The following is a 23,286-nucleotide window of genomic DNA, read 5'->3' as shown; positions in this document are numbered from 1 at the left end:
ACTTGCGGTTAAAAGTCGTAATAAATTAAAAGCTTTGGAATTAGCCTATCTATCATCATATATCCGTTTTATATTAGTTATTTCTTTGAAACAAATGATGGATATAGAAATCTAATTTATGCATTGACTTACATTATTTTTCGTATTAACCTAATATATGACAGATCTGTTTCTGATTGGACAATCGAAAAAAAAGATAAAAAGGAAGAGGGGATTATTTATGAAAAAATTATTAAAGAGAAAGAAAATATTAGTTACTTTCTCTGTTGTAGCTTTGGTCTTTATTTTTGGCTTTAGTACGGTGAGTTTAGCTTATAATGAGCCATATTCTTTCAATATCCGATCAGCAATAACTGGGGAAGCTAAGCATAAACTAAGCAATAAATCTACAACTATAACTGCTAGTGCAAGAACGATTAAGGCTGAAACTGGTGAAACTCTGTCACAAACTCATAAATATACTGTCACAATTAGCAAAGGATTATTTACTAGCTACAGTACAGGTAGACTAACCACTGGAAAAAGTTATAGCAAAAATGTAGGGAAAGTGGCTAAAGGGACTTACAGAGTTAATGTTACGAAGCACACATATTCAGATTACGGAATTAATATAAAAGGTGGAGGAAGGATCAAACAATAGGAATATTATGAGACAAGATAATAGAATTATAATATCGACAAATCAAGTAACAAAATCATATGGGGAGGGTGCTTCATTATTTAATGCGTTGCACCCTACTACTCTTTCTATAAGCAAGGGTTCAATTAATGTAATCTTAGGAAAAAGTGGATCAGGTAAAACAACTTTGCTGAGTCTTCTTGGTGGAATGGAAATACCTACCAACGGTCATGTGTGGTTTAAACAGCAAAATTTTTATAAATTAAAGGATCCTGAACAAGCTAATATTAGAGGTAATAATTTCGGTTTCATTTTTCAAAGTTATCATTTAATACCTGAAATTTCAGTGTTTGATAATATTATCCTACCACTAATGATTAATAAAAAGGAAAAAGACATTTCGGACATTAAGAAACTGACAAATATTTTAGGGATTGGGCACAAGTTGAAATCTTTTCCTTTCCAACTGTCAGGTGGTCAGCAACAAAGAGTTGCTATTGCAAGAGCAATGGCAAATGATCCAGAAATCATTTTTGCGGACGAGCCTACTGGTAATTTAGATCAAAAAAATGCGAAAAAAGTTATTGAACTTTTAGTTTCTTTATGCAAAGAATTTGATAAAACATTAGTGATTGTTACACACGAAGAGAACTTGATAGAGAGGCCAGATCAGCTTTTTTTAATTGAAGATGGACGAGTCAAAACTTTATAAAGGTGTTGAAATATGTTTTGGGTTAAATTAGCTTTTAAGTCGTTGTTCCAAAGAAGAAAAATATCTTATTTAATGGTTTTAATAATCTCTATCTCAATGGTCTTTCTTATTATGGTGAACAGCGCTACAGAAGAAATTCTGAAATACACAAAAGAAAAGGCCTATGAAAAATATGGTGAGCATCATGCTATAATTAACAATCTTAATGAAAAGGAGTTCAAAGAGTTAAGAGGAATACATAGTGTAAAAAAAGGAGGAGGAATTTTTTTAGTTGGTTACACTGAAGATTTTAATGAATCTTCAGTCGGAGCATCTATTGGATGGTTTGACAAAAGTGCTTTAGAATTAGGGCATATACATATTTTACATGGGAGGATGCCTGTACACAAAAATGAGATTGCAATTGAATCATTTTTAACTGACTCTTTTAAAACAAATGACGTTATTGGAGCGGATGTTAAATTAAAAATAGGTGCTGTTGAGGAAGTTTATCAAATAGTAGGGATTGTGAATAACTATTCCTCAAATTGGTCTACTCCAATAAATATAGAAAAAGGAAAGAATACATATCCAAATGTTTTTATAAGTCCGACAAAATTTAATGCAGATAAGCACATTGATATACAAAAAAGTTTTATCTTTTCACTTCAAAATGAAAATGTAGAAAAGATCGAACAAGAAATAAATGAAAATTTTGAGCAACATTTGTCTAGCCCTGAACAATTATATGAAAATGAGAATCTTTTTAATGAAGGATATAAAAACTATAATAGAATTTTCTATATATGTTTATTTTTTTCTATCATTCTAATATTTGGTTCGTTGTGTTGCTGTTTTCGAATATTTGAGGTGTTCTATCAGAATTACCGGCAAAAAATTGCGATACTGAGATCCCACGGAGCAAAAAAAAATCATATAAGGCTTCTTGTTTTTTTTCAGAGTACCGTTATTGTTTTAGTGAGTTTCTTAATATCTTTTCCTGTTGGGGTGTACTTGAAAAAGATATTAAATCATCAAACATATCGTACTGAAAACTACAGTTCTTCACCTCTGTTGGAATCTACTCTGTTCGTCACGATTTGGCTCACCTTATTATTTTTTTCATTATGTATAACAGCACTAATTGTAACGGAAAAAATAAGCAAAGAAACAATTCATACGAATTTAAAAGGGAATCCGCTTATAGCAAAAGGATACCGTGTTTATCAATTTATAGAAAAGTTTCCTTTTAAATTGAAGTCTTTGGTGATTCAACTTACGTTTCGATGGAAATCTTCTATATTATTTATTGTTATACTGTCTTTCTCGATCATGATTTTTTTCTTCACCCAGTTAATAGCCGATGAAACAATTGAAAAATCCGAAGAAACAACACCGGATTTTATACTTTCATCTAAGCAACTGACTGCTGAGGAACATGTAAATGGCTATATTATCGAAACCAACCAATCTGTTTCTTTTGATTATAAAAGTGTAGAAGATCTTCAACGCTTGCCAGGAGTTGTTTATATTGATAAAGTTCCAAACTCCCTAGGGAGCACCTTGCTCCTAACCAAACAACAACTTTCACCCAAAATTAAATCTTGGATAAACACCTATAAGATGGAAAATATAAATGTTGAAATATCTGAGGACACAATAGATAATTTAGTACCAAATAATCTTATACCTATTCCTAACGTGAATTTTGTATTAGTGAATGACAGTGAACTTAAACATCTCCAACGCATGTATAGTTTTGATGAAAGTTCCGTAAGGAAAGTGAAAAAATCAAGATCAGCCTTTATTTTCTTTCCTGAAATAAATCAAAAAGAAATGAATAATAAAATTATAAATGGAGACGAAGTGAAAATCGGCAGGATTGCATATTCTGATGAAAAAAAACCAAAATTTGAAAATTGGGATCTGAAGGTAGAACGGATTATCTTGTCTCCTTACTTGATGAAAAAAAATCAGATTTCTCAAGAACGTGAAGGAATTACAGTTTTAATTTATGAAGAAGTGGCTAAAAAAATTGGGGTTTTTGATGGCTATAAAGAATTGACAATATATACTGACCATTCAATTTCTAAACAAAAAAAGAAAGGGATTATTAATAAGACGAAACAAATGGTTTCCTCAATTCCTGGAAGTCTGTATTATTCAGAAACAGAAGATAATAAGAGACTTGAGTCAATTTCTAATTATCTATCCATACTTGGGACTGTGTTATTTGCGGTTACTGCATTTTACTCTGTTTTAACATTAGCTGCAACAATGTATTCTAGAATCATTCAAAGAAAAGCTGAAATTGCAATTAATCGAGCCTTTGGAAAAAGCGTCACAGCCGTCTTGAAAGACCTGATAATTGAAATGACTATTTATTTAATATTAGCTTTTCTTTTAAGCGGAACGATAATTCTTTTTCTTACATTATCAATGCCTGAAAACTATAATAATTATAATTATTTCAAATATTATTTTTATTCAGTTGCTTTCACAAGTACTTTATCTTTGATTTCACTATTTATCTTATTTTTTGTATTGAAAAAAATAAGTATTTCTGACGCTTTAAAAACTAAGGAAGAATAGTTTGGTAATTAGTGTTTATGAGCTATGGTGAAAATCCACAAAACTTGTTAGTATAGTGACTAAAAATAAAGGTGTGAATTTTAATGTTTTGGTCAGTTGATTTCATGCTGCTCGGTTTCTTGTATGCAATCGTCTACTTTTTGTATGACATTGTGAAAAACCGAAAAAAGACAAGTGTGTTTAGAAAAATGGTGTTTGCCAGTTTTATTGTTTATTTGAGCGTCGTTTATCACTATACGATAGGCGGAATCAACATTCCGCCGCAGGCGGCATACGCTCAAATGAACATTCAGCTCATTCCGTTTTATTTTGTTGCTGAATGGGTGCAAATGCATCAGCAGAGCGGGTTTGATTGGTTTTTTTGGAATTCTGTCAAGCTTACTTTTTTTAATGTTTTATTGCTCATTCCTTTAGGTGTGTATCTTTCCGTTCTATGGAGGAAAATTCCGCTGAAAAAAGCGGCGGTTTTTGTTTTTTTGACAAGCTTTTTGATTGAGAGTCTCCAGCTTGTGCTGTCTGTGACTGGATTCATAATGGCGAGAACCTTTAATGTGGATGATTTAATTTTAAATACGGCCGGCGGTGTAATCGGTTTCTGCCTGACGTCTTTCATGTTTGGAGCTAAAGAATCAGGTTCCCGCAGGAAAGGTCTGCATTTTTGAGGAAAGCGCGAAAGATGATTCCCGGCTGGGCAATCATCTTTTTTATTTAAAATTGAAAGCTCAGGCTCTTAAATCGGTGCAAGCCTGTGCCGTGCTTTGCCAGCCCATGCTTCTTGAAGTGCTGGGCCGCATGTCCGGCTTCCTGCAAAATGTCGGGATCAAGGCCGAGCTGATGATGCCCGCCGAAAACCTTTTTTACGCGCTCGATAGCCGAAACTTTTTCAAGCGACTGAACCAGTTGAGCCGGATCAGTCGTCGGATAGAATGCATAGATGGGTGCTCCGGTATACAGCAGGTCGCCGGTAAACAAGTAGCCTGACGCTGGATCAAAGATACAGATATGCCCCGGGGAGTGACCGGGCGTGTGATAAATAACGAGCGGCCTTGAATCGCAGCCGACTGTATCGCCGTCTTGCAGCGTTCCCGACGGTTCGCCTCTGAACGGGGTGTATGTATCAGCGGAAAAGCCGGCCGGTACAGGCTTGGTGATATCTCTCGAGACATCACGGCGAATTTGTTCGATCGGAAGCCCTTTGATTCCGTCCATCAGCCATTCTTTCTCAGCTTCATGGACGTAAATGCGCTGATATTCACCGTGGCTTCCGATGTGATCCCAATGGACATGGGTTGTGATGACGCTGACCGGCAGATCGGTCAGACTATCCGTTACCGTCTTCATGCTGCCGATACCAAGCCCTGTATCAATTAAAACGGCTTCCTTCGCCCCTATAAGCAAATAAGAGTTTACTTTTTCCCAATGCCCGTATTCGCTGATCGCATATGTGCATTCATCAAGCTCTGTCACAGTAAACCACTGACCATCTCCCATTGGTTTGTCCCTCCTTCATTTTTCAAAGGTGCTCATCCATGCATATCCTACAGTCAAATGTGCAAAGTAATAAAATATATAATAAGTGAGTGTGGTGAACATAATGAGTGATCCTTACATGCCTTTGACGTCCATCAACAGCGGGGTCCTGGAAGAGTATGCCGAAGGCGTATTCGGTTTGACGGTGCAAATCGTCAATGTGTATTTTATTTTTGATCCCGATTCGCGGGAAGCCGTTTTAATCGATGCCGGAATGCCCAAGTCCGCTCCATTTATTTTAAGAGAGGCGAAGGAGCGGTTCGGTGATTTTCGCCTAAAAGCAATCGTTTTGACGCATGGACATTTCGACCATATCGGCGCTTTGGAAGGTCTTCTCGAAACATGGCCGGTTCCAGTTTACGCCCATGAGAAAGAAATGCCTTATTTAACGGGAAAAGCCGATTATCCGCCTGCCAAACCGCAAGTAAAAAGCGGGCTGGTTGCAAAGATGTCTCCGTTGTTTCCGAGGCACTCAATCAACATTTCATCCCATGTAAAGCAGCTTAATAAAGATGGTTCGCTTCCGTTTCTTAAAGGGTGGAAATGGATTGAGACGCCGGGCCATACACCGGGTCATGTTTCGCTTTTCAGGCAGTCGGACAGAACCTTGATCGCAGGTGACGCCGTTACAACTGTAGAGCAGGAGTCTCTGTTTGAAGTGGCGATTCAAAAGCAGGAGCTGAACGGCCCCCCGGCTTATTTCACAATGGACTGGACAAAAGCGGCGGACTCGGTTCGGAAGCTGGCGGAATTAAAACCGGCTGCATTATTGACGGGACACGGTGTACCGATGAAAGGAAGCGATTTTTCGGAAGAGCTCCTTGATCTATCAGACCGCTTGCCCGCCTCTGATTCGTAAAACGCCATATGCTGCCCTTAAAACATTCAGCCAGGCTGAATGTTTTTTTTATAGGGAAAAACTAACCATTTACATGTGATGATGGCCATCCATCGTTCTATATTCCGGATATTGTTGTATACCAAAGGAATCATTTTCTGAAATTTTAGACAAAATATGCTGATATTTCATTTATAATGCAGGTATGCCTGAAAGGAGCTGAGAAAAGATGAACATTCAAAAAAGGGTCCAAGCTTTGCTGGCAGCTGCGGCAATGTTTGCAGGACTGATGGTGTCTGATGCGGTTCACGCTGCGGAAACCCCTTACTATGGAAAGAACTATACTCAGCCAGAGCAAGTGTCATCATTATATCCGGAGCCTGAAGAAAGATTCTCAACCCCTGCTTTTGTAAAAGAAGGGGAAGCCTTTACGACACAAGAAGAAATGATGAAGTTTATAACCAGTCTGACAAAGAAAAGCCCGAATGTCAAAATCGGGAATATCGGTTTTTCAATTGAAAAAAGAAATATTCCCGTGCTTTATTTCACAAAGGATAAGCAAATACGTTCCATATCAAAAAAACCGACCGTCTGGCTGCAGGGACAGATACACGGAAATGAGCCGGCAGCGGGAGAATCGGCCCTGGCGATGGCTGAAAAACTGGCCGGACCGTACGGCGACAAAGTGTTGGACAAGATCAATGTCATCGTCGTTCCGCGGGTCAATCCTGACGGCTCGTATCAGTTTAACAGACGGCTGGCGAGCGGAATCGACGGAAACAGGGATCATGTCAAGCTCGAATCTCCGGAAGTCCGCGCCATTCACCAGGAATTCAATAAATATTCGCCTGAAGTCGTTATTGATGCCCATGAATACGGTGTCGGCCAAAACGAATTTCAAAGCGTAGGCGAAAAAGGGTCATTAAAATACCATGATATTTTAATTTTATCAGGAAAAAACTTAAACATTCCCGAATCGATCAGGTACGCGTCTGACAGCCTTTATGTGAACGGCGTCAGAGCTAAACTTGATGAAAAAGGTTTCTCTAATGATGCATATTATACGACAGGAAAAAGCAAGGACGGAAAAATCGAAATCTATGAAGGCGGTACTGAAGCGAGAATCGGGCGTAATGCATTCGCCCTCCAGCCTGCTCTTTCCTTCCTAGTGGAAAGCAGGGGGATAGACATCGGACGCGAAAATTTTGCAAGAAGAGTCGCGGCTCAGGTTGCTACACATGAGACGATCATCGACACGACAGTGAAGCATGCGGCCGAGATCAAGCGCCTTGTCTCCAAAGAAAAATTAAAGCTGATACAAAACAGCGCAAAAGTGAGCGATAAAGACCAAGTGGTCATCAACAGTGAATTTGCAGGCCCGTTTAAAGACACGCTGAAAGTCGCTGATATTGCCTCTGGACAAGCAGTTGACGTTCCTGTCCAATATTACAGCGCCTCAGAGGCCGTTCCTGTGCTGTCGAGAACACGGCCGACCGCTTACCTTGTTCTTCCGGGCCATCAAGATATCGAACAGAAGCTGAAGGATCAGGGATTAAAAAGCGTGACACTGCCTTTCAAACAAAAGCTCACCGCTGAAGCGTATGAGGTTTTATCGAAAGAAACATCAGGAGAATCCGAGGGCCGGCCTGTGATCAAGGTGGAAACGAAGCTTAAAAAACAGAAAAAAGAGTTTCCAAAAGGAACAAAAGTCTATTTTACAGCTCAACCGCAAAGCAATCTGCTGTCGATTGCGCTTGAGCCGGAATCGGTTGACAGTTATGTGAGCACGGGTTACATCCCTTCTCAAACAGGCAAAGAGCTGCCGGTTTACCGCTTCATGCTGAACACCAAAACGCTTAACATGAAGGAATAATCATCAGGCATCCGTCTTTGACGGATGCTCAGCGTGTCGACAAACCCTCGCATTCGTTGTCAGGCCTGCGCGTCGGTGCTCACGAAAATAGGAGAAGGGTCGGCGGCTAACCGCCCAGGCGTCCTGCCTGAACGCCGCCGTCATCACCTCCTGTGAAAGTCCGCTCCGATGCTCGTCCTTCCTAGACTGCAAGGGTTTTTAATCACGCTGAAAGGATGACAAAATCCTAAAACTGAAAACCGTTTTAGGATTTTGTCAACAATCTAGGCATCCGTCTTTGACGGATGCTTTTTAGCGGTTTTTTGTCTTTTCATACATAATGGTTTTAAACTGAGATCGAAACCTATACAATAAATATCAGTCTGAAATCTGGAAGGAGAGAATCCGGTTGGAATCATATGAAGAATTATGGAGGGAAGCCAAGACCTTCATCGAGCTCTGCTACGGGGAACTGTCGAAGTCCGAAGAAGAAACAAGGATGCGCTTACATAAAATAGACGAAGAAATCAGAGAAACCGGAAGCTATACACATACATTAGAAGAAATCGAACATGGCGCCAGAATGGCGTGGAGAAACAGCAGCCGCTGCATCGGCCGGCTGTTTTGGCACTCTCTTACTGTCATCGATCAAAGAGGCGTTCAAACCGAGGCAGAGGTGCGGGATGCGCTTTTTCACCATATAGAGCTTGCGACAAACGGAGGGAAAATCAGACCGTTCATTACGATTTTTCCCCCGGAACAAAGCGGGCAAAAAAAAGTGTCCATTTGGAACCATCAGCTGATCAGGTATGCGGGGTATGAAACGGAGCAAGGTGTCATCGGCGATCCGGCGTCATTGGAACTGACAAAAGCGTGTGAAGCGCTCGGCTGGAAAGGCGAAGGTACGCCTTTTGACGTTTTGCCGCTTGTTTTTCAAATAGATGGCCGTTCCCCTGTGTGGTATGATTTGCCTCGTGAAATCGTCAAAGAGGTTCGGATTGAACATCCGGAGATTGAAGGCTTCAAAAGTTTGGGGCTGAAGTGGTACGCTGTGCCGATTATAGCCGATATGAAGCTGGAAGTCGGAGGGATTCATTATAATGCCGCCCCGTTTAACGGCTGGTATATGGGAACGGAAATCGGAGCGCGCAACCTCGCGGATACAGACCGCTATAATGTGCTCGAAAAAGTGGCAGCCATTATGGGGCTTGATACGGAGCGGAATACTTCGCTGTGGAAAGACAAGGCGCTTGTTGAATTAAATACGGCGGTGCTTCACTCCTATAAAAAAGCCGGCGTCAGCATTGTTGACCACCATACCGCGGCAAGCCAATTCAAGCGGTTCGAGGAGCAGGAAGCTGAAGCGGGAAGGGAGCTTTCAGCAAGCTGGACATGGCTGATTCCGCCGTTATCTCCGGCAGCGACCCATATCTTTCACAGCTATTATGAAAATAAAACGCTTAAACCGAATTACTTTTATCAGGAAAAGCCTTATTTGAACGATTGAGAGGATAAATAGACAATGAGAAAAATCTACTTGCTATGCAGCGTATTCGCTGTATGTTTAACGATGCTTACATATACAGCAGAAGCAAAAGCGGCCAAAATCGTACTCGGCTATACAACAGGGGAAGCGGCATCCTATCAATCGCTGACGGCATACCATCACTATATCAATGCCGCAGCTCTCGACACGTACGCGTTTAATAAAAAAGGAGATATCATCGGAGACACTCCGAAAAAGCAATTATCGTTTGCAAAGAAGAAACGCCTCAAGACGTGGGCGGTCATTTCAAATTACAATGAATCTATTCACGATTTTGACGGGAATCTGGCATCAACGGTCATGTCCGGCAAAACGGCGCGGCAGCACTTTACAGAACAGCTTATTACGCTTGCGAAGAAGCAGTCGCTTACCGGAATCAATATTGATTTTGAAGCTGTGAAGCCGAACGAGAGGGCTAAATACTCAAGCTTCATCCGTCATGTCGCAGCAGCTTTGAAAAAACACAAGATCAAAACGATGGTTTCGGTACCGGCGAAGAGCGCAGATGACCGAAAAGATGGATGGAGCTGGCCGTATGATTATGCTGAAATCGGAAAGTCAGCTGACTATGTACAAGTCATGACCTACGATGAACACGGGATCTGGAGCGAGCCGGGCTCTGTTGCCGGAATGAACTGGATCAAAAGCTCATTAGCATATGCGGTGAAAACGATCAAAGCCGAAAAAGTCATTATGGGCATTCCCTCATACGGGAATGATTGGGATTTAACATCCCGAAAGAACAGCAAATTGAAGCAGTGGAACGACATAAAGGCGCTTAAGAAAAAAGTGAAAGCTAAGCCTGTATATGATAAAAGATCGGGGTCGATGAGATTTTCTTATACAGATCAACACAAGCACCGCCATGTCGTTTGGTATGAAGATGAAAAAACGATTGCGGCGAAAAGCCGCCTTGCCATGCGATATAAAATCGCAGGAGTTTCCGTCTACTCGATGGGACATGAATCGGCCTCTTTTTGGCAGGCGGTTCGGAAGGGAATAAAATAAAGGCTCCAATTCGGAGCCTTCTTTTTCATTTGTTCTCATGTCAGCTTTTCATATTGATTTCTTTCCGGTACAGGACATAAGAATAAATATAGGGCGCGAAAACCGTTGCCAAAATAACCGGAAGCATGATTTCTGGGCTGATAGATAACAATCCGTCCGCAATGATCAGCAGTCCTGCTAAAGTAAATACTTTCGCCGCAAATCTGTGGGTTTTTTTCCAGATTGAATCGCTGCTCAATGTCCAAGGGTTTTTGATCCCGAAAAAAAAGTTTGAGCGGACTCTCGGGAGGTAATTGCCTATGACAATGAGTAGAGCGCCTACTAGAACCGGTACAATGCTGCCCGCGGGCAGATCATACCCGAGCCCTGTCATGATGACAAGCACGTTGATCAGGGAAAACAGAATCAGCATGGCATTGATGAGAAGGTAATAAGTCTTTGAAAAAAGCTGATAGTTTTTTCTGCGCGGATCGATTTTTGGCGTTAAGAACATTAGGATATACATAAAAACGAGCAGCCCAATCATGGCAAGCATCGCTTCCATTTTTGAAGCATACCTGTCGACTTCTCCCGAAAATGACCAATGGATTGGAACTTGAGTTGAAATATGCGGATAAGCGATTGCCCACATGATTAGATTGACGGCAATTAATGCGAGTGAAAAGATGTGTTTTCTCATTTGGCATCCCCTTTATCTTTGCCGGCTTGTTCAGTAAAACTGAAGGCCCAGCCGATGATTTCTTGAAACATTGTGGTGTTCAGCGAGTAAATGATGTATTGGCCTTTTTTTTCATCTTGAATTAATTCAGCCTGTTTTAAAATTTTTAAATGCTGAGATATACTTGGTTTAGACATTTGAAATTGGTCAGATATTTCACCGGCAGTCATATCCCGATCCTTCAGCAGATTTAAAATTTTTCTTCTCGTCGGGTCGGCTAGAGCTTTAAAGGTTTGATTCATATTCAGCATCCTTGGAATTAAGTAATTAGCTATTTAACTAAATACTAAAATAAAAGAGGAATTTAGTCAAGATCCGTTTGAAAAATCCGCCGTAGATGGCGGATTTTTCAATAGCTGATATTAAAGTTGTGGAATCCGTCAATTTCTTTTGTTTCTTCGACATTCACGTCCGTTACTTTTGAGAAGGGACTTCCTTTTTGAATCGCTTTTAAAAATTTCTTCAGGCTTTCCTCGGGTCCTTCGGCGCGGATTTCAACTGTGCCGTTGTCGCGGTTCCGGACTCAGCCGGTCAATTTGTGCTTATCTGCTTCCATTTGAACAAAATAGCGAAATCCCACGCCCTGAACGCGTCCGTCTACAATGATTCTGTATTGAAGCATCGAGAACACTCCTTTTCTTTTATGCTACCATATTTCTCATTTTGAGATCATGGGATAGACATGCTTCGGATAAATCGTTAAAATATGAAAATAAAGGAAGGACGTGAGATTTTGGAGCATCAGGAGTATGAAATTTTATCTATTCATGTAGGCCGTCCGTGTACATTCGAATTCGACGGAAAACAGGTGGAAACGGCAATCGTGAAGGAGCCTGTCGGCGGACCCGTATATTTGAGCCGTACGAATTTTGAAGGGGACGGGCAGGCGGATCTGATTCACCACGGAGGAGAGGATAAAGCGGTTTGCGTCTATCCGGCGGATCACTACATGTATTGGGAAAGCGTCTTGAAGCGGAAGCTGCCGGAGGCAGCATTTGGAGAAAACGTGACGGTTAAAGGGCTCACCGAAAAAGATGTGTGCATCGGTGATATCTTCAAGTTGGGGGAGGCTCTTGTTCAAGTCAGCCAGCCGCGCCAGCCTTGTTTCAAGCTTGCCAAACGGCTGAATCAAAAAGATATGGTGTTAAAGGTGAGGGACACCGGGTTCAGCGGATTTTATTTCAGGGTTCTCGAAGAAGGAATCGTTGCGCCCGATTCCGGGCTGCAGCTCGTTTCAAGAGATGCTCATGAAGCCACAGTTTCGCACGCCAATCATTTGATGTACCATGACAGGGGCAATCATCCCGCCATTCGGAAGATCCTTGAGGTTGAAGCGCTGTCGGAAAGCTGGAGAAACTCATTTTTAAAGGAGCTGAGCACATAAAAACAAGCCGTGTCCGAAAAGGAGCACGGCTTTAACATGTTTATTTTTTGACGCTTTCAAGCAGGTTGGCCAAAAAGTGTTTTTTATAGCTTTGAAGCTTTCTTCCTTCATACTTTGTCATTCCCAGCTTTTTCAGTTCTTCTACATACCAGCCTTTGCTTCCGTAATGCATGGCAGAAAACTCCCTTCTATAATTCGATGCAATTGGCATTCTAACATCTATAGAAAAACGCTGAAAAGGGATAGGCGGCAATTTTTAAAAACTGAGTCTTTCGTCGTGGTTTGGAAGTTTGAGGCAGACTTCAGCCGTGTGTCAAACTGGTGACGATCATCACAATGATCGAGATGCTGAGGACGACTCCGATATATTTTAAGAAGCCGTTCTTTTTTTTATGAGCATATACGATTAACAGGATGCTCTCGATGAAAAAGATCAGCCCGATGATGGCAAACAGCATGCGGTAAAGCTCCTTTCGGCACAGTTTGTCTTTTATTTTAGCATAAAAGCCCGGACTTCTATGAGCCGGGCTTTTTTACGTAATCAGTCAAGCTGTGTTAAAATGATCGGTTCGTTTTTCGTAATGACGATCGTATGCTCGATTTGCGCCACAAAGCTGCCGTCAGGCGTTTTGAATGTCCATCCGTCTCCGGCTTCGATGGTATGCTCGGCTCTTGTGGAAACAAACGGTTCAAGGGCAATGACCGTTCCATTTTTAAAGAGCGCATTATCAAACGGGTCATAGTAATTTAAGATATGGTTGGGTGCTTCATGGAGGTTCTTTCCAATCCCGTGGCCCGTCAGGTTTTTAATGACGGTGAACCCGTTTGCTTTTGCTTCATTGTATACGGCTCTGCCGATTTGGTTTTGTTTCTTGCCGGCGCGCGCCTGCAAAAGCCCTTTTTGAAAAGCGCTTTCTGCACTTTGGCAAAGCTTGTGCAGCGTTTCATCGCCTTTCCCGAGGACAAAAGAAATGCCCGTATCAGAATAGTACCCGCCAATTTCAGCGGAGATGTCGATGTTGATCAAATCCCCTTCTTTTAAAATTCTGGATTCGCTTGGGATGCCGTGGGCGACTTCGTCGTTCACACTGATGCACGTCGTTCCCGGGAAATCGTACTCTTTTTCCGGAGCTGATGCGGCGCCATGAGCTTCAAGCACTTCTTTACCGATGAGGTCCAGCTCTTTTGTGCTCATGCCGGGTGCTGCTTTTGCCTTCATTTCCTCCCTGGCTAAAGCGACGATTCTGCCGATTTTCTTGAGCCCTTCCAGCTCTTGGTCATTCGTTACAATCACAATTCATTCCCGCTTTCTTTTTTTATATTCCATTTCAAGCTTACCATATTTGTTTGCGAAAAAGGAACAGAGCGGCTTCAAGACAAAAAAAGCACCCGCTTATTTAGAAGCGGGTGCTGTCTGTTTATTGTCCGGAATCTGATTTCGTTGTTTGCGCCGCATCAGATTCTGATGTTTTCGGATTGTGGTTGGTGTAGTCGTAGTCGCTCGGGTTGATCGCTTTAAAGCCTTTCGGTTTATAGAAGCGCAGCAAATCTCCGTCGACGATTTTATCCGACATTTCGAGTTCTTTTTTCACGGACTCATCGATGTTCGGATCGATGTCTTTTTCGTTCAGAAGCTCTCCTGTTTTCGTGTCGTAGTAGTTTCCGTTCGTTTTCGTATATTCCGGAGAAACGAAATCGCCGTTGCGGAACGGAATAACTTCACGGTGTTCCGGTGACAGAAGGTCTGAACCGCTCATCAGGTAATCTTTCGTATTCACGCCCATCAAATGAAGCAGGGTAGGGGCTACATCGACTTCGCCGCCGTATTTATTGGATTTGATTCCCTTGACCCCAGGCGCGTGGATGAACAGCGGAACCCTTTGCAATTGGGCATTTTCATATGGTGTGATGTCTTTGCCCAATACTTTGGCCATCGCTTTGTTGTGATTTTCCGAAATACCGTAGTGGTCTCCGTACATGACGACAATCGTATTATCATACAGTCCGGATTTTTTCAGATCGTTGAAAAATTGTTCAATGGCCTGATCCATGTAGTTGGCCGACTGGAAATAATGGTCAACGACGCTGTCGCCGGTATCGCCGGCAGGGAAGTCTGTATCGCCTTCATCCATTTCGAACGGAAAATGGTTCGAAAGGGTGATAAACTTCGTATAGAACGGCTGTTTCAGGCTCTTCAACAGCGGCATTGATTCTTCAAAGAACGGTTTATCTTTCAACCCGTAGTTTTTCGTTTTATCTTCGCTCATATCGTAATACGTAGCGTCAAAGAATTTGTCATAACCGATGGCTTTATACATTTCATTGCGGTTCCAGAACGTTTTGTAGTTGCCGTGGAAGGCCGCTGATGTATAGCCTTGAGACTTCAAAATGGCCGGAGCCGACTGCAGCGTGTTTTGCGCTTTATTAATGAACACAGACCCTTGTGATAAAGGATACAGCGAGTTGTCCATCATAAATTCCGCGTCGGATGTTTTACCTTGTCCTGTTTGGTGGAAAAAGTTATCAAAATAAAACGTTTCATTGTCGTGCGCCAGTGAATTTAAGAACGGCGTGACTTCCTTGCCGTCGATCTTATAGTCGATCGCGAACGTCTGAAGTGATTCCAGTGAAATGTAAACCACGTTCATGCCTTTCGCTTTTCCGAAGTATTCGGCATTCGGCTTATCATGATTGGCTTTAATATAGTTCTCTACTTCCGTCACGTCGCTGGAGCTTGCCAGTGCGCGCTGGCTGTTTGACTTGATATTCTGCACCGCATCATAGATTGTGAAGTTGTAGGTTCCCAAATATTTCACAAGGTAGTTGCGGTCAAAAGAACGGGTCAGAAGCTCTGGACGATCAATCTCGGCAACGGCCAGGTTGACGAGGAAGACAAGGATGCTTGTTCCCATCACAATTTTAAACGGGCGCTTCGTTGTTGTTTCAGAAGGTCTGTTATAGAAAACAGCCAGCCCGATTAAAATAAAGGTGTCGATGAAATACAGAACATCAAGCGGGTGCATGAGCGAGAAGATGCTGTCCCCGAGCTGCCCCCCGTTTGTTTTTGCCTGCATGATCGTAGGCAGCGTGATAAAGTCGCTGAAAAATCTGTAGTATACGACGTTTGCATATAGCAAAAAAGACATTAAAAAATGAATCACTATAATCGCTGTCTGCTGTATTTTTTTCTTGAACAAGAGTCCCAATCCAAGAAAGAACAAGCTTGAGCTAATCGGATTCACAAAAAGCAAAATCTGTTGTACTGTGTTGGTTATTCCTAAATTAAATTCAATTACATACGCAGCATAAGTTTTCAGCCATAGCAATATGGCGGCTATCAGGAAGAAGGCAAGACCTCTTTCCTTAATAAATCTTTTCAATTGTTACACTCCTTTTTTCCGGATCAGTAAAAAACCATCGGAACGAAAGAAAAAAACGAATGTATAAAATATACCATGAAATACCGATTTAGAAAAGCGGAAACCAACTTTGTGAAAAGAAGCGCAAAACCCCCGGTAAATCAGGGTTTTACAGTTTTCTAAAAAATATTTGGGAATATTTTACGCTTGTCTTGCATTGGCGGGAACGCATCTTTATGGCAGACTGTTGTTAGTATATGAACGAAAGGGGAGGATATAGACCATGGATTTTTCGAGCATCGTTTCTGAAGACAAGATTAAGCGGGCCATTATGGACGGCGAATTCGAAGGGCTTCCGGGAATGGGGAAACCTTTGAAAAAAGATGATGCCGCCCATGTTCCAGAGCATCTCCGCATGGCTTACCGGGTGATGAAAAACGCCGGAATGACGGAGGATGAAGGGGCTTTGAAGAAAGAGCTGATGACAATTGACGACTTAATCGCAAAGTGCGCGGACGAAGACGAGCGCGATCGTTTAATTGAGAGAAAAACAGAAACGCGGCTCAGGCTCGACAGGCTCGCCGACAAAAAAGGCATGTTTTCCAAACCTGCCTCAGCGTTTTATAAAGAAAAAGTGTACCGAAGGCTCAGTGGGAAATAAAAAGCGCTGAAGCAGGTTTATTTCTGTCCTGTAGTGGTATTGACCCATAAACGAATAAAAGGGTGATAGGATGGAACGATTGTTGAAATGGGTTGAATACATATCAGATTGGCTCTGGGGGCCTCCGCTCATCATACTGCTGACAGGGACAGGAGTCTATTTAACGATCCTGCTGAAATTTTTTCAATTTCGCTATCCTCTCTATATCTTTAAGCAGACGATCGGAAGCGTCGGCAAAAAGCCGAAAGGAGAAGGGACGGTTACACCGCTGCAGGCTTTGACATCGGCTCTCAGCTCAACAGTCGGCGCCGCCAATATCGTCGGTGTGCCTGCGGCGATCATGTTCGGCGGTCCGGGAGCCGTGTTTTGGATGTGGCTGGTCGCGCTGTTTGCCATGGCGATCAAGTTTTCGGAAAGCGTCCTCGCCGTCCACTACAGAGAAAAAAACGAAGAAGGCGAATATGTTGGGGGGCCGATGTATTACATTACAAAAGGGCTCTCTATGAAATGGCTCGGCGTCTTTTTTTCGGTGGCACTGATGATCGAGCTTGTTCCGAGCATCATGGTGCAGGGAAATTCGGTTTCCGCATCATTAGTTGAGACGTTCTCGTTCAATCGTTTATACACCGGAATCGGGATTGCTATTTTGATCGGTTTAGTGGTGCTCGGAGGGATTAAACGGATTGGAAAAGTGACAGAGCTTGCGGTTCCGCTTATGGCAGGGGCGTACATCGGGGCCGGTTTCCTGATTGTCGTCATGAACCTTTCTTCTGTACCCGCATTTTTCTCTCTCATCTTTTCGAATGCGTTTACATCTTCTTCGGCATTCGGCGGCTTTGCAGGTGCGGCAGTTGCCGAAACCGTTCGCTGGGGGTTTGCCCGGGGCCTTTATTCCAACGAAGCCGGGATGGGGACGGCCCCGATCGCCCACGCGGCGGCGATGACCGACCACCCTGTGAGACAGGGATTCTGGGCGGTGATCGGCATCGTGGTCGATACGCTGCTGATATGCACGACCACAGCCTTCGTCGTGCTCGCATCAGGCGTCTGGACCGGTGAAAATGCGGCGAGCAATCCAGGGGCACTGGCGGCAGCCGCATTCCGCAGCTATTTCGGCTCTGTGGGCGGATACTTCGTCTCCGTCGCGCTCGTTTTCTTTGTTTTATCAACGATCACAGTGGTCATTTTTTACGGGGTAAAACAAGCTGAATTTCTGTTCGGACGGCTCGCGGGGCATATGATTAAATTCGTCTATCTGGCCGCCGTCATCATCGGGGCTGCCGGAGGAGCAAAGGCGATATGGGGATTCCTTGATCTTGCGCTCGTTTTCATTCTTCTTCCGAATATTTTGGCGGTGCTGCTTTTGAGCAGAAAAGTAAGGTCTTTATATGATGAGTTTTTTACATCAGAAAAGTATTATTTGAAAGACATCGGTCAGCAGGACGACGCTTATGAACGTGATGAAAAAGTGAACAATTTATGATCACAGCCGGTTGTTCCCGGCGCATAAATCGGAGGAAGCCTTGCTGTCCTTCGTTTTATGAAGGGAACGGCCGGGCTTTTTTTATTTTTGAAAGCGCTATAAAAATATGTTGACTACTTGTATATACAGGAATACAATATAGGTATAACATGTATATACAGGTTATAAGAGGAGAAGGAGGGATTGGAATGACTGATTTAAATCAATCAGCGCGAAGGATTGTCGATGCTGTCGGCGGTGCGGACAACATTGCAGCGGTAACCCATTGTGTGACGCGGCTGCGATTTGCATTGCTCGATGAAAGCAAAGTCAATCAAGAGGTGCTGGAGCAAATAGATGTTGTCAAAGGATCTTTTTCAACTAACGGCCAATTTCAAGTGGTGATCGGCCAAGGAACGGTCAACAATGTATACGCGGAGCTGGTGAAGGCCACAGGAATCGGCGAATCGTCAAAAGATGACGTCAAGAAAGCCTCAGAGAAAAATATGAATCCTTTACAGCGTGCTGTGAAAACGCTTGCAGATATTTTTATTCCAATATTGCCGGCGATTGTCACCGCCGGACTGCTGATGGGAATCAACAATATCCTGACGGCTCAAGACATTTTCTTCAGCGGAAAATCGATCGTTGAAGTCTATCCGCAATGGGCGGATCTCGCCAATATGATTAACTTGATTGCGGGAACGGCTTTCGCATTTCTCCCGGCATTAATCGGCTGGTCGGCCGTCAAGCGGTTTGGCGGAAATCCGCTGCTCGGCATCGTGCTGGGCGTCATGCTTGTGCATCCTGATTTGTTAAACGCTTGGGGATACGGGGCTGCCGAGCAAAGCGGAGAGATTCCTGTCTGGAATTTATTCGGCCTGGAAGTGCAGAAGGTCGGCTATCAGGGGCAGGTGCTTCCCATTTTGCTTGCATCTTATTTGCTGGCAAAAATTGAGCGCTTTTTGACAAAGCGGACGCCTGAGAGCATTCAGCTCCTTGTCGTGGCACCGATTACGCTGCTCGTCACAGGTTTTGCTTCATTTATTGTCATTGGACCGATTACGTTTGCCATCGGAAATGTCTTAACATCAGGCCTTATTGCTGTCTTTGAACAATTCGCCGTACTGGGCGGACTGTTATATGGCGGACTTTACGCCGCTCTCGTCATTACCGGAATGCATCATACATTCCTTGCCGTTGACCTTCAGCTGATCGGCTCAAAGCTCGGCGGAACATTTTTATGGCCGATGCTGGCGCTGTCCAATATCGCACAAGGTTCAGCCGCGCTTGCGATGATGTTTATTGTCAAAGATGAGAAGCAGAAAGGCCTGTCTCTGACATCCGGCATTTCAGCTTATCTCGGAATTACCGAACCGGCGCTGTTCGGGGTGAATCTCAGATACAGATTTCCGTTTGTGATCGCGATGATCAGCTCGGGGATTGCCGGAATGTTCATTTCTTCGCAAGGTGTTTTGGCAAGCTCAGTCGGCGTCGGCGGTGTACCCGGCATTTTCTCTATCATGAGCCAATACTGGGGAGCGTTTGCAATCGGGATGGCGATCGTGCTGATCGCGCCGTTCGCCGGAACATATCTCTATGCAAAATTAAAAATGAAATAAGAGAGGGAGAGGGGCGCGCATATTTGTCAGCCCTTTTCCCATTTCATAAAGAAGAAAACGGTGGTGTTGAAAAGTGGAAACGAAAGAAAATCCATGGTGGAAAAAAGCAGTTGTCTATCAGATTTATCCGAAAAGCTTTAAAGATACAACAGGGAACGGTGTCGGCGACATTCGCGGCATCATCGAAAAGCTTGACTACATCAAGGAGCTCGCCTGTGATGTCATTTGGCTGACGCCGATTTATCAATCGCCGCAAAACGACAACGGCTATGACATCAGCGACTATTACAACATTCATGAAGAATATGGAACAATGGCCGATTTTGAAGAGCTTCTAGAAGAGGCCCACAAGCGCGGCATAAAGGTGATCATGGATCTTGTTGTCAACCATACATCAACAGAGCACAAATGGTTTAAAGAAGCAGCGTCCGGAAAAGAAAATCCGTACCGCGACTTTTATATTTGGAAGGACATGAAGCCGGACGGTACTCCGCCGACAAACTGGGATTCGAAGTTCGGCGGCTCGGCGTGGGAGTTTCATGAAGAGACCGGACAGTATTATCTCCATCTCTATGATGTCACACAGGCGGATTTGAATTGGGAGAACGATGAAGTCAGAAAAAAAGTGTACGAGATGATGCATTTCTGGTTTGAAAAAGGAATCGACGGCTTCAGACTTGATGTCATCAATGTGATTTCAAAAGACCAGCGTTTCCCTGATGATGATCATGGGGACGGGCGCAGATTTTATACGGACGGGCCGAGGGTTCATGAGTTTTTGAATGAAATGAACAGGGAGGTCTTTTCAAAATACGACAGCATGACGGTCGGGGAAATGTCATCGACCACAATCGCAGATTGCATCAGGTATACAAACCCTGAAAGCCGGGAGCTCGATATGGTGTTTAACTTTCACCATTTAAAGGCCGACTATCCAAACGGGGAAAAATGGGCGCTTGCGGATTTTGATTTTCTAAAGCTGAAGAAGATTCTTTCTGAATGGCAGACTGAAATGCATAAAGGAGGCGGGTGGAACGCATTGTTCTGGTGCAACCACGACCAGCCGCGGATCGTCTCACGCTACGGAGACGACGGAAAATACCGCAAAAAGTCTGCGAAAATGCTGGCAACCGCGATTCATATGCTTCAGGGGACGCCATACATTTACCAGGGAGAAGAGCTCGGAATGACCAACCCGAAATTCGATGACATTTCTCTTTATCGGGATGTCGAATCTCTCAATATGTACCGTCTGCTGAAAGAAGCAGGAAAGCCGGAAGCCGAAATCATTGAAATCCTGAAATCAAAGTCCCGCGATAATTCGCGTACGCCGGTGCAGTGGAACGGGGAAGAAAATGCCGGGTTTACGACGGGGACACCGTGGATTCCGGTGCCTGACAACTACAAAGAAATCAACGCAGAAAAAGCGCTCAGCGATCCTGCCTCGATTTTCTACCATTATAAAAAGCTGAATGAGCTCCGCAAGGAATTCGATATCATCACAACCGGCGATTATCAGCTCATACTGGAAGACGATCAAGCGCTTTACGCGTATTTGAGAAACGGAGCGGATGAAAAACTGCTGGTGATCAATAATTTTTACGGGAAAGAGACCGAGTTCCAGCTCCCTGATGATATTGATATTGAAGGCTATGATGCCAAGGTTCTCATTTCCAATGACACCGATATTCCCGAGTCATTTACACGCTTTAAAGTGAAACCGTATCAATCGATTGTTTATCATCTCGCCAAACCATGCTAAACTAAGCGTGGTGGTAAAAAAATGAAGATCAACAAGTATATGATGATTTACAAACAAATTGCAGAACAAATCGATCAAAGCATACTGAATGCCGGAGATATCCTGCCGTCTGAAAACGATCTTGCCGAACAGCACGACACCTCGAGGGAAACCGTTCGGAAAGCGCTGAATGTGCTTGCCCAGAACGGATATATTCAAAAGATCAAAGGAAAGGGGTCAGTCGTGCTGCACAGGGAGAAAATGCAGTTCCCGGTTTCCGGTTTGGTCAGCTTTAAGGAACTTTCAGAAACGCTTGGCAAAGAGACAAGCACGACGGTCCACGAGTTCGGCTTGACGCATCCGGATGCATATATTCAAAAGCAGCTTCGCACTTCCGGAGATGAAGAGGTATGGCGTGTCGTCAGATCGCGGAATATTAACGGAGAGCGCATCATCCTGGATAAAGACTATTTTATCCGCAAGCATGTGCCGCTCTTGACGAAAGAAATATGCGAGGACTCGATCTACCAATACCTTGAAGATGAATGCGGGCTCGTCATCAGCTATGCCCATAAGGAAATTGTTGTCGAGTCATGTACGGCTGAGGATCAAGAATATTTGGATTTGAACGGATACGAACACATTGTGGTTGTGAAGAATTTTGTTTTCCTTGATGATACAACCTTGTTTCAATATACGGAAAGCAGACACCGCCTGGATAAGTTCCGGTTTGTCGATTTTGCAAGAAGAGAAAAGTAGCACGGTGCGCCTGACGGCGGCCGTGTTTTTTTATGAAGCCGTTTCTCATCACGTCGGCATTGAATATGCTACAGCAGGTGTAAATGAGAAATGGAGGATGTAAGCAATGATTCATGAAACCGTAAAGATCGGAAAGAACGTGGTATTGGGAGAGCACGCTGTCATTGAAGAAAACGTGGTCATCGGGGACAACGTAACAATCGGTCATCATGCCATTATTAAAAAGGATACTCAGATCGGCAGCGGGGTGAAAATTGGCGATTTGGCCGTCCTTGGCAAAGCGGCTTCTTCAAATAAAAAAATGGCCCGCCAGCCGAAGCAGGCGGGAGCGCCTTTGCGGATAGAAGATGATGCCGTAGTCGGTGCGAGTGCTGTTATATACCGGGACGTGCTGTTGGAAAAAGGCGTTTTCGTGGGAGACATGGCGAGCATTCGCGAAAATGTTGCGATCGGAAGAGAAAGCATTATAGGACGCAATGCGATGGTTGAAAACAATACTAAAATTGGAAAGAGAGTAACGATTCAAACGGGCTGTTATATTACCGCTGATATGACGATCGAAGATGAAGTGTTTATCGGTCCTTGCTGTTCCACATCAAATGATAAATATATGGGAATGGGAAACTACCCGTATCAAGGTCCAACTATTAAAAGAGGAGCGAAAATCGGGAACAACGCAACATTGCTGCCGGCGGTCGTCATCGGGGAGCATGCGGTCATCGGAGCAGGCGCCGTCATCACAAAAGATGTTCCCGCAGGCAAAACGGCTGTGGGCAATCCAGGCCGGTTGCTGAAATGACGTTTTTTCAATCTTAGCCGTGTTAAATAATGTGACTGATGGCGGAACAGCCACTTCATATATTGCTCAATTTGTTCCGGCAAGAGGGGGTGAAGGGAAAGAGTT

22 protein-coding genes and 1 pseudogene are annotated in these 23,286 nt (G+C 43.5%); 15 read left to right on the top strand and 8 right to left on the bottom strand.

All coding sequences use genetic code 11. The features are described from left to right. The first annotated feature begins 220 nt into the window (after positions 1-220). The 4 genes from ACVC9U_RS15540 (at position 221) to ACVC9U_RS15525 (ending at position 4,564) form a co-directional block, all read left to right on the top strand. Positions 221-640 carry a hypothetical protein gene (locus ACVC9U_RS15540; RefSeq protein ID WP_145650776.1) on the top strand — a complete coding sequence of 140 codons (420 nt, stop codon included), beginning with the start codon at positions 221-223 and terminating at the stop codon, positions 638-640. 7 nt (positions 641-647) lie between these two features. Continuing rightward, the gene (locus ACVC9U_RS15535) at positions 648-1,331 is read left to right on the top strand and encodes an ABC transporter ATP-binding protein (RefSeq protein ID WP_145650775.1); all 684 of its coding nucleotides are present in this window, start codon (positions 648-650) and stop codon (positions 1,329-1,331) included. Positions 1,332-1,343: 12 nt separating this feature from the next. Then, entirely contained in the window at positions 1,344-3,902 is a 2,559-nt protein-coding gene (locus tag ACVC9U_RS15530; protein WP_145650774.1) for an ABC transporter permease, read from the top strand. Between the two features lie 83 nt (positions 3,903-3,985). Further along, a complete protein-coding gene (locus tag ACVC9U_RS15525) occupies positions 3,986-4,564 on the top strand; it encodes a VanZ family protein (protein ID WP_441391264.1) in 579 nt (192 codons plus the stop codon). Between the two features lie 46 nt (positions 4,565-4,610). Here ACVC9U_RS15525 and ACVC9U_RS15520 read toward each other — a convergent pair whose 3' ends face one another. Beyond that, positions 4,611-5,393 (bottom strand): MBL fold metallo-hydrolase, encoded by a 783-nt coding sequence (locus ACVC9U_RS15520; RefSeq protein ID WP_441391263.1) that lies wholly within the window; start codon positions 5,391-5,393, stop codon positions 4,611-4,613. Between the two features lie 103 nt (positions 5,394-5,496). Between ACVC9U_RS15520 and ACVC9U_RS15515 the strand changes: the two genes are divergently transcribed. The 4 genes from ACVC9U_RS15515 to ACVC9U_RS15500 all read left to right on the top strand — a co-directional run bounded on the left by ACVC9U_RS15515 (position 5,497) and on the right by ACVC9U_RS15500 (position 10,676). Further along, positions 5,497-6,291 carry an MBL fold metallo-hydrolase gene (locus ACVC9U_RS15515; RefSeq protein WP_441391262.1) on the top strand — a complete coding sequence of 265 codons (795 nt, stop codon included), beginning with the start codon at positions 5,497-5,499 and terminating at the stop codon, positions 6,289-6,291. Positions 6,292-6,499: 208 nt separating this feature from the next. Beyond that, a complete protein-coding gene (locus tag ACVC9U_RS15510; RefSeq protein ID WP_441391261.1) occupies positions 6,500-8,143 on the top strand; it encodes a M14 family metallopeptidase in 1,644 nt (547 codons plus the stop codon). A gap of 388 nt (positions 8,144-8,531) precedes the next feature. Further along, positions 8,532-9,629: a nitric oxide synthase oxygenase gene (locus tag ACVC9U_RS15505; protein WP_075755051.1), complete on the top strand. Its 1,098-nt coding sequence runs from the start codon at positions 8,532-8,534 to the stop codon at positions 9,627-9,629. Between the two features lie 15 nt (positions 9,630-9,644). Beyond that, complete coding sequence (locus ACVC9U_RS15500; RefSeq protein ID WP_441391260.1) at positions 9,645-10,676, top strand: glycosyl hydrolase family 18 protein; 1,032 nt, start codon at positions 9,645-9,647, stop codon at positions 10,674-10,676. Between the two features lie 40 nt (positions 10,677-10,716). Here the strand turns inward: ACVC9U_RS15500 and ACVC9U_RS15495 are convergent, their stop codons facing one another. The 3 genes and pseudogenes from ACVC9U_RS15495 to ACVC9U_RS15485 all read right to left on the bottom strand — a co-directional run bounded on the left by ACVC9U_RS15495 (position 10,717) and on the right by ACVC9U_RS15485 (position 12,016). Further along, complete coding sequence (locus ACVC9U_RS15495; protein WP_075755055.1) at positions 10,717-11,355, bottom strand: SdpI family protein; 639 nt, start codon at positions 11,353-11,355, stop codon at positions 10,717-10,719. Further along, positions 11,352-11,636, bottom strand: a complete 285-nt coding sequence (locus ACVC9U_RS15490; protein WP_009329070.1) for an autorepressor SdpR family transcription factor — start codon at positions 11,634-11,636, stop codon at positions 11,352-11,354. Before ACVC9U_RS15490 ends, ACVC9U_RS15495 begins: the two co-directional genes overlap by 4 nt. Before the next feature lie 107 nt (positions 11,637-11,743). Next, positions 11,744-12,016, bottom strand: a pseudogene (locus ACVC9U_RS15485) (acylphosphatase). Positions 12,017-12,127: 111 nt separating this feature from the next. Between ACVC9U_RS15485 and ACVC9U_RS15480 the strand changes: the two are divergent. Further along, the gene (locus ACVC9U_RS15480) at positions 12,128-12,778 is read left to right on the top strand and encodes an MOSC domain-containing protein (protein ID WP_441391259.1); all 651 of its coding nucleotides are present in this window, start codon (positions 12,128-12,130) and stop codon (positions 12,776-12,778) included. A 40-nt stretch (positions 12,779-12,818) separates the two neighbouring features. On the opposite strand, the gene ACVC9U_RS15475 is transcribed toward ACVC9U_RS15480, so the two are convergent. The 4 genes from ACVC9U_RS15475 to ltaS all read right to left on the bottom strand — a co-directional run bounded on the left by ACVC9U_RS15475 (position 12,819) and on the right by ltaS (position 16,158). Beyond that, positions 12,819-12,950, bottom strand: a complete 132-nt coding sequence (locus ACVC9U_RS15475) for a DUF2639 domain-containing protein (RefSeq protein WP_003179731.1) — start codon at positions 12,948-12,950, stop codon at positions 12,819-12,821. Between the two features lie 130 nt (positions 12,951-13,080). Continuing rightward, positions 13,081-13,236: a hypothetical protein gene (locus ACVC9U_RS15470; RefSeq protein WP_441391258.1), complete on the bottom strand. Its 156-nt coding sequence runs from the start codon at positions 13,234-13,236 to the stop codon at positions 13,081-13,083. Between the two features lie 83 nt (positions 13,237-13,319). Continuing rightward, the gene (gene map, locus ACVC9U_RS15465) at positions 13,320-14,072 is read right to left on the bottom strand and encodes a type I methionyl aminopeptidase (RefSeq protein ID WP_441391257.1); all 753 of its coding nucleotides are present in this window, start codon (positions 14,070-14,072) and stop codon (positions 13,320-13,322) included. Positions 14,073-14,196: 124 nt separating this feature from the next. Then, positions 14,197-16,158, bottom strand: a complete 1,962-nt coding sequence (gene ltaS, locus ACVC9U_RS15460; RefSeq protein WP_145650765.1) for a lipoteichoic acid synthase — start codon at positions 16,156-16,158, stop codon at positions 14,197-14,199. 262 nt (positions 16,159-16,420) lie between these two features. Between ltaS and ACVC9U_RS15455 the strand changes: the two genes are divergently transcribed. The 6 genes from ACVC9U_RS15455 to ACVC9U_RS15430 all read left to right on the top strand — a co-directional run bounded on the left by ACVC9U_RS15455 (position 16,421) and on the right by ACVC9U_RS15430 (position 23,181). Beyond that, a complete protein-coding gene (locus tag ACVC9U_RS15455; RefSeq protein ID WP_075755065.1) occupies positions 16,421-16,798 on the top strand; it encodes a DnaJ family domain-containing protein in 378 nt (125 codons plus the stop codon). A gap of 70 nt (positions 16,799-16,868) precedes the next feature. Further along, a complete protein-coding gene (locus ACVC9U_RS15450; RefSeq protein WP_441391256.1) occupies positions 16,869-18,281 on the top strand; it encodes an alanine/glycine:cation symporter family protein in 1,413 nt (470 codons plus the stop codon). A 188-nt stretch (positions 18,282-18,469) separates the two neighbouring features. Next, the gene (gene treP / locus ACVC9U_RS15445; RefSeq protein WP_003179744.1) at positions 18,470-19,882 is read left to right on the top strand and encodes a PTS system trehalose-specific EIIBC component; all 1,413 of its coding nucleotides are present in this window, start codon (positions 18,470-18,472) and stop codon (positions 19,880-19,882) included. A 73-nt stretch (positions 19,883-19,955) separates the two neighbouring features. Further along, positions 19,956-21,644, top strand: a complete 1,689-nt coding sequence (gene treC, locus ACVC9U_RS15440; protein ID WP_441391255.1) for an alpha,alpha-phosphotrehalase — start codon at positions 19,956-19,958, stop codon at positions 21,642-21,644. Positions 21,645-21,665: 21 nt separating this feature from the next. Further along, positions 21,666-22,382: a trehalose operon repressor gene (gene treR / locus ACVC9U_RS15435; RefSeq protein WP_075755071.1), complete on the top strand. Its 717-nt coding sequence runs from the start codon at positions 21,666-21,668 to the stop codon at positions 22,380-22,382. A 106-nt stretch (positions 22,383-22,488) separates the two neighbouring features. Beyond that, on the top strand, positions 22,489-23,181 hold the full coding sequence (locus ACVC9U_RS15430) for an N-acetyltransferase (protein WP_025810396.1): 693 nt from the start codon (positions 22,489-22,491) through the stop codon (positions 23,179-23,181). Positions 23,182-23,286: the final 105 nt, after the last annotated feature.

The organism is Bacillus sp. GM2, from assembly GCF_056155945.1.
Note: the sequence above shows the minus strand (reverse complement) of the source record. Positions and strands in the feature narration are given on the sequence as shown.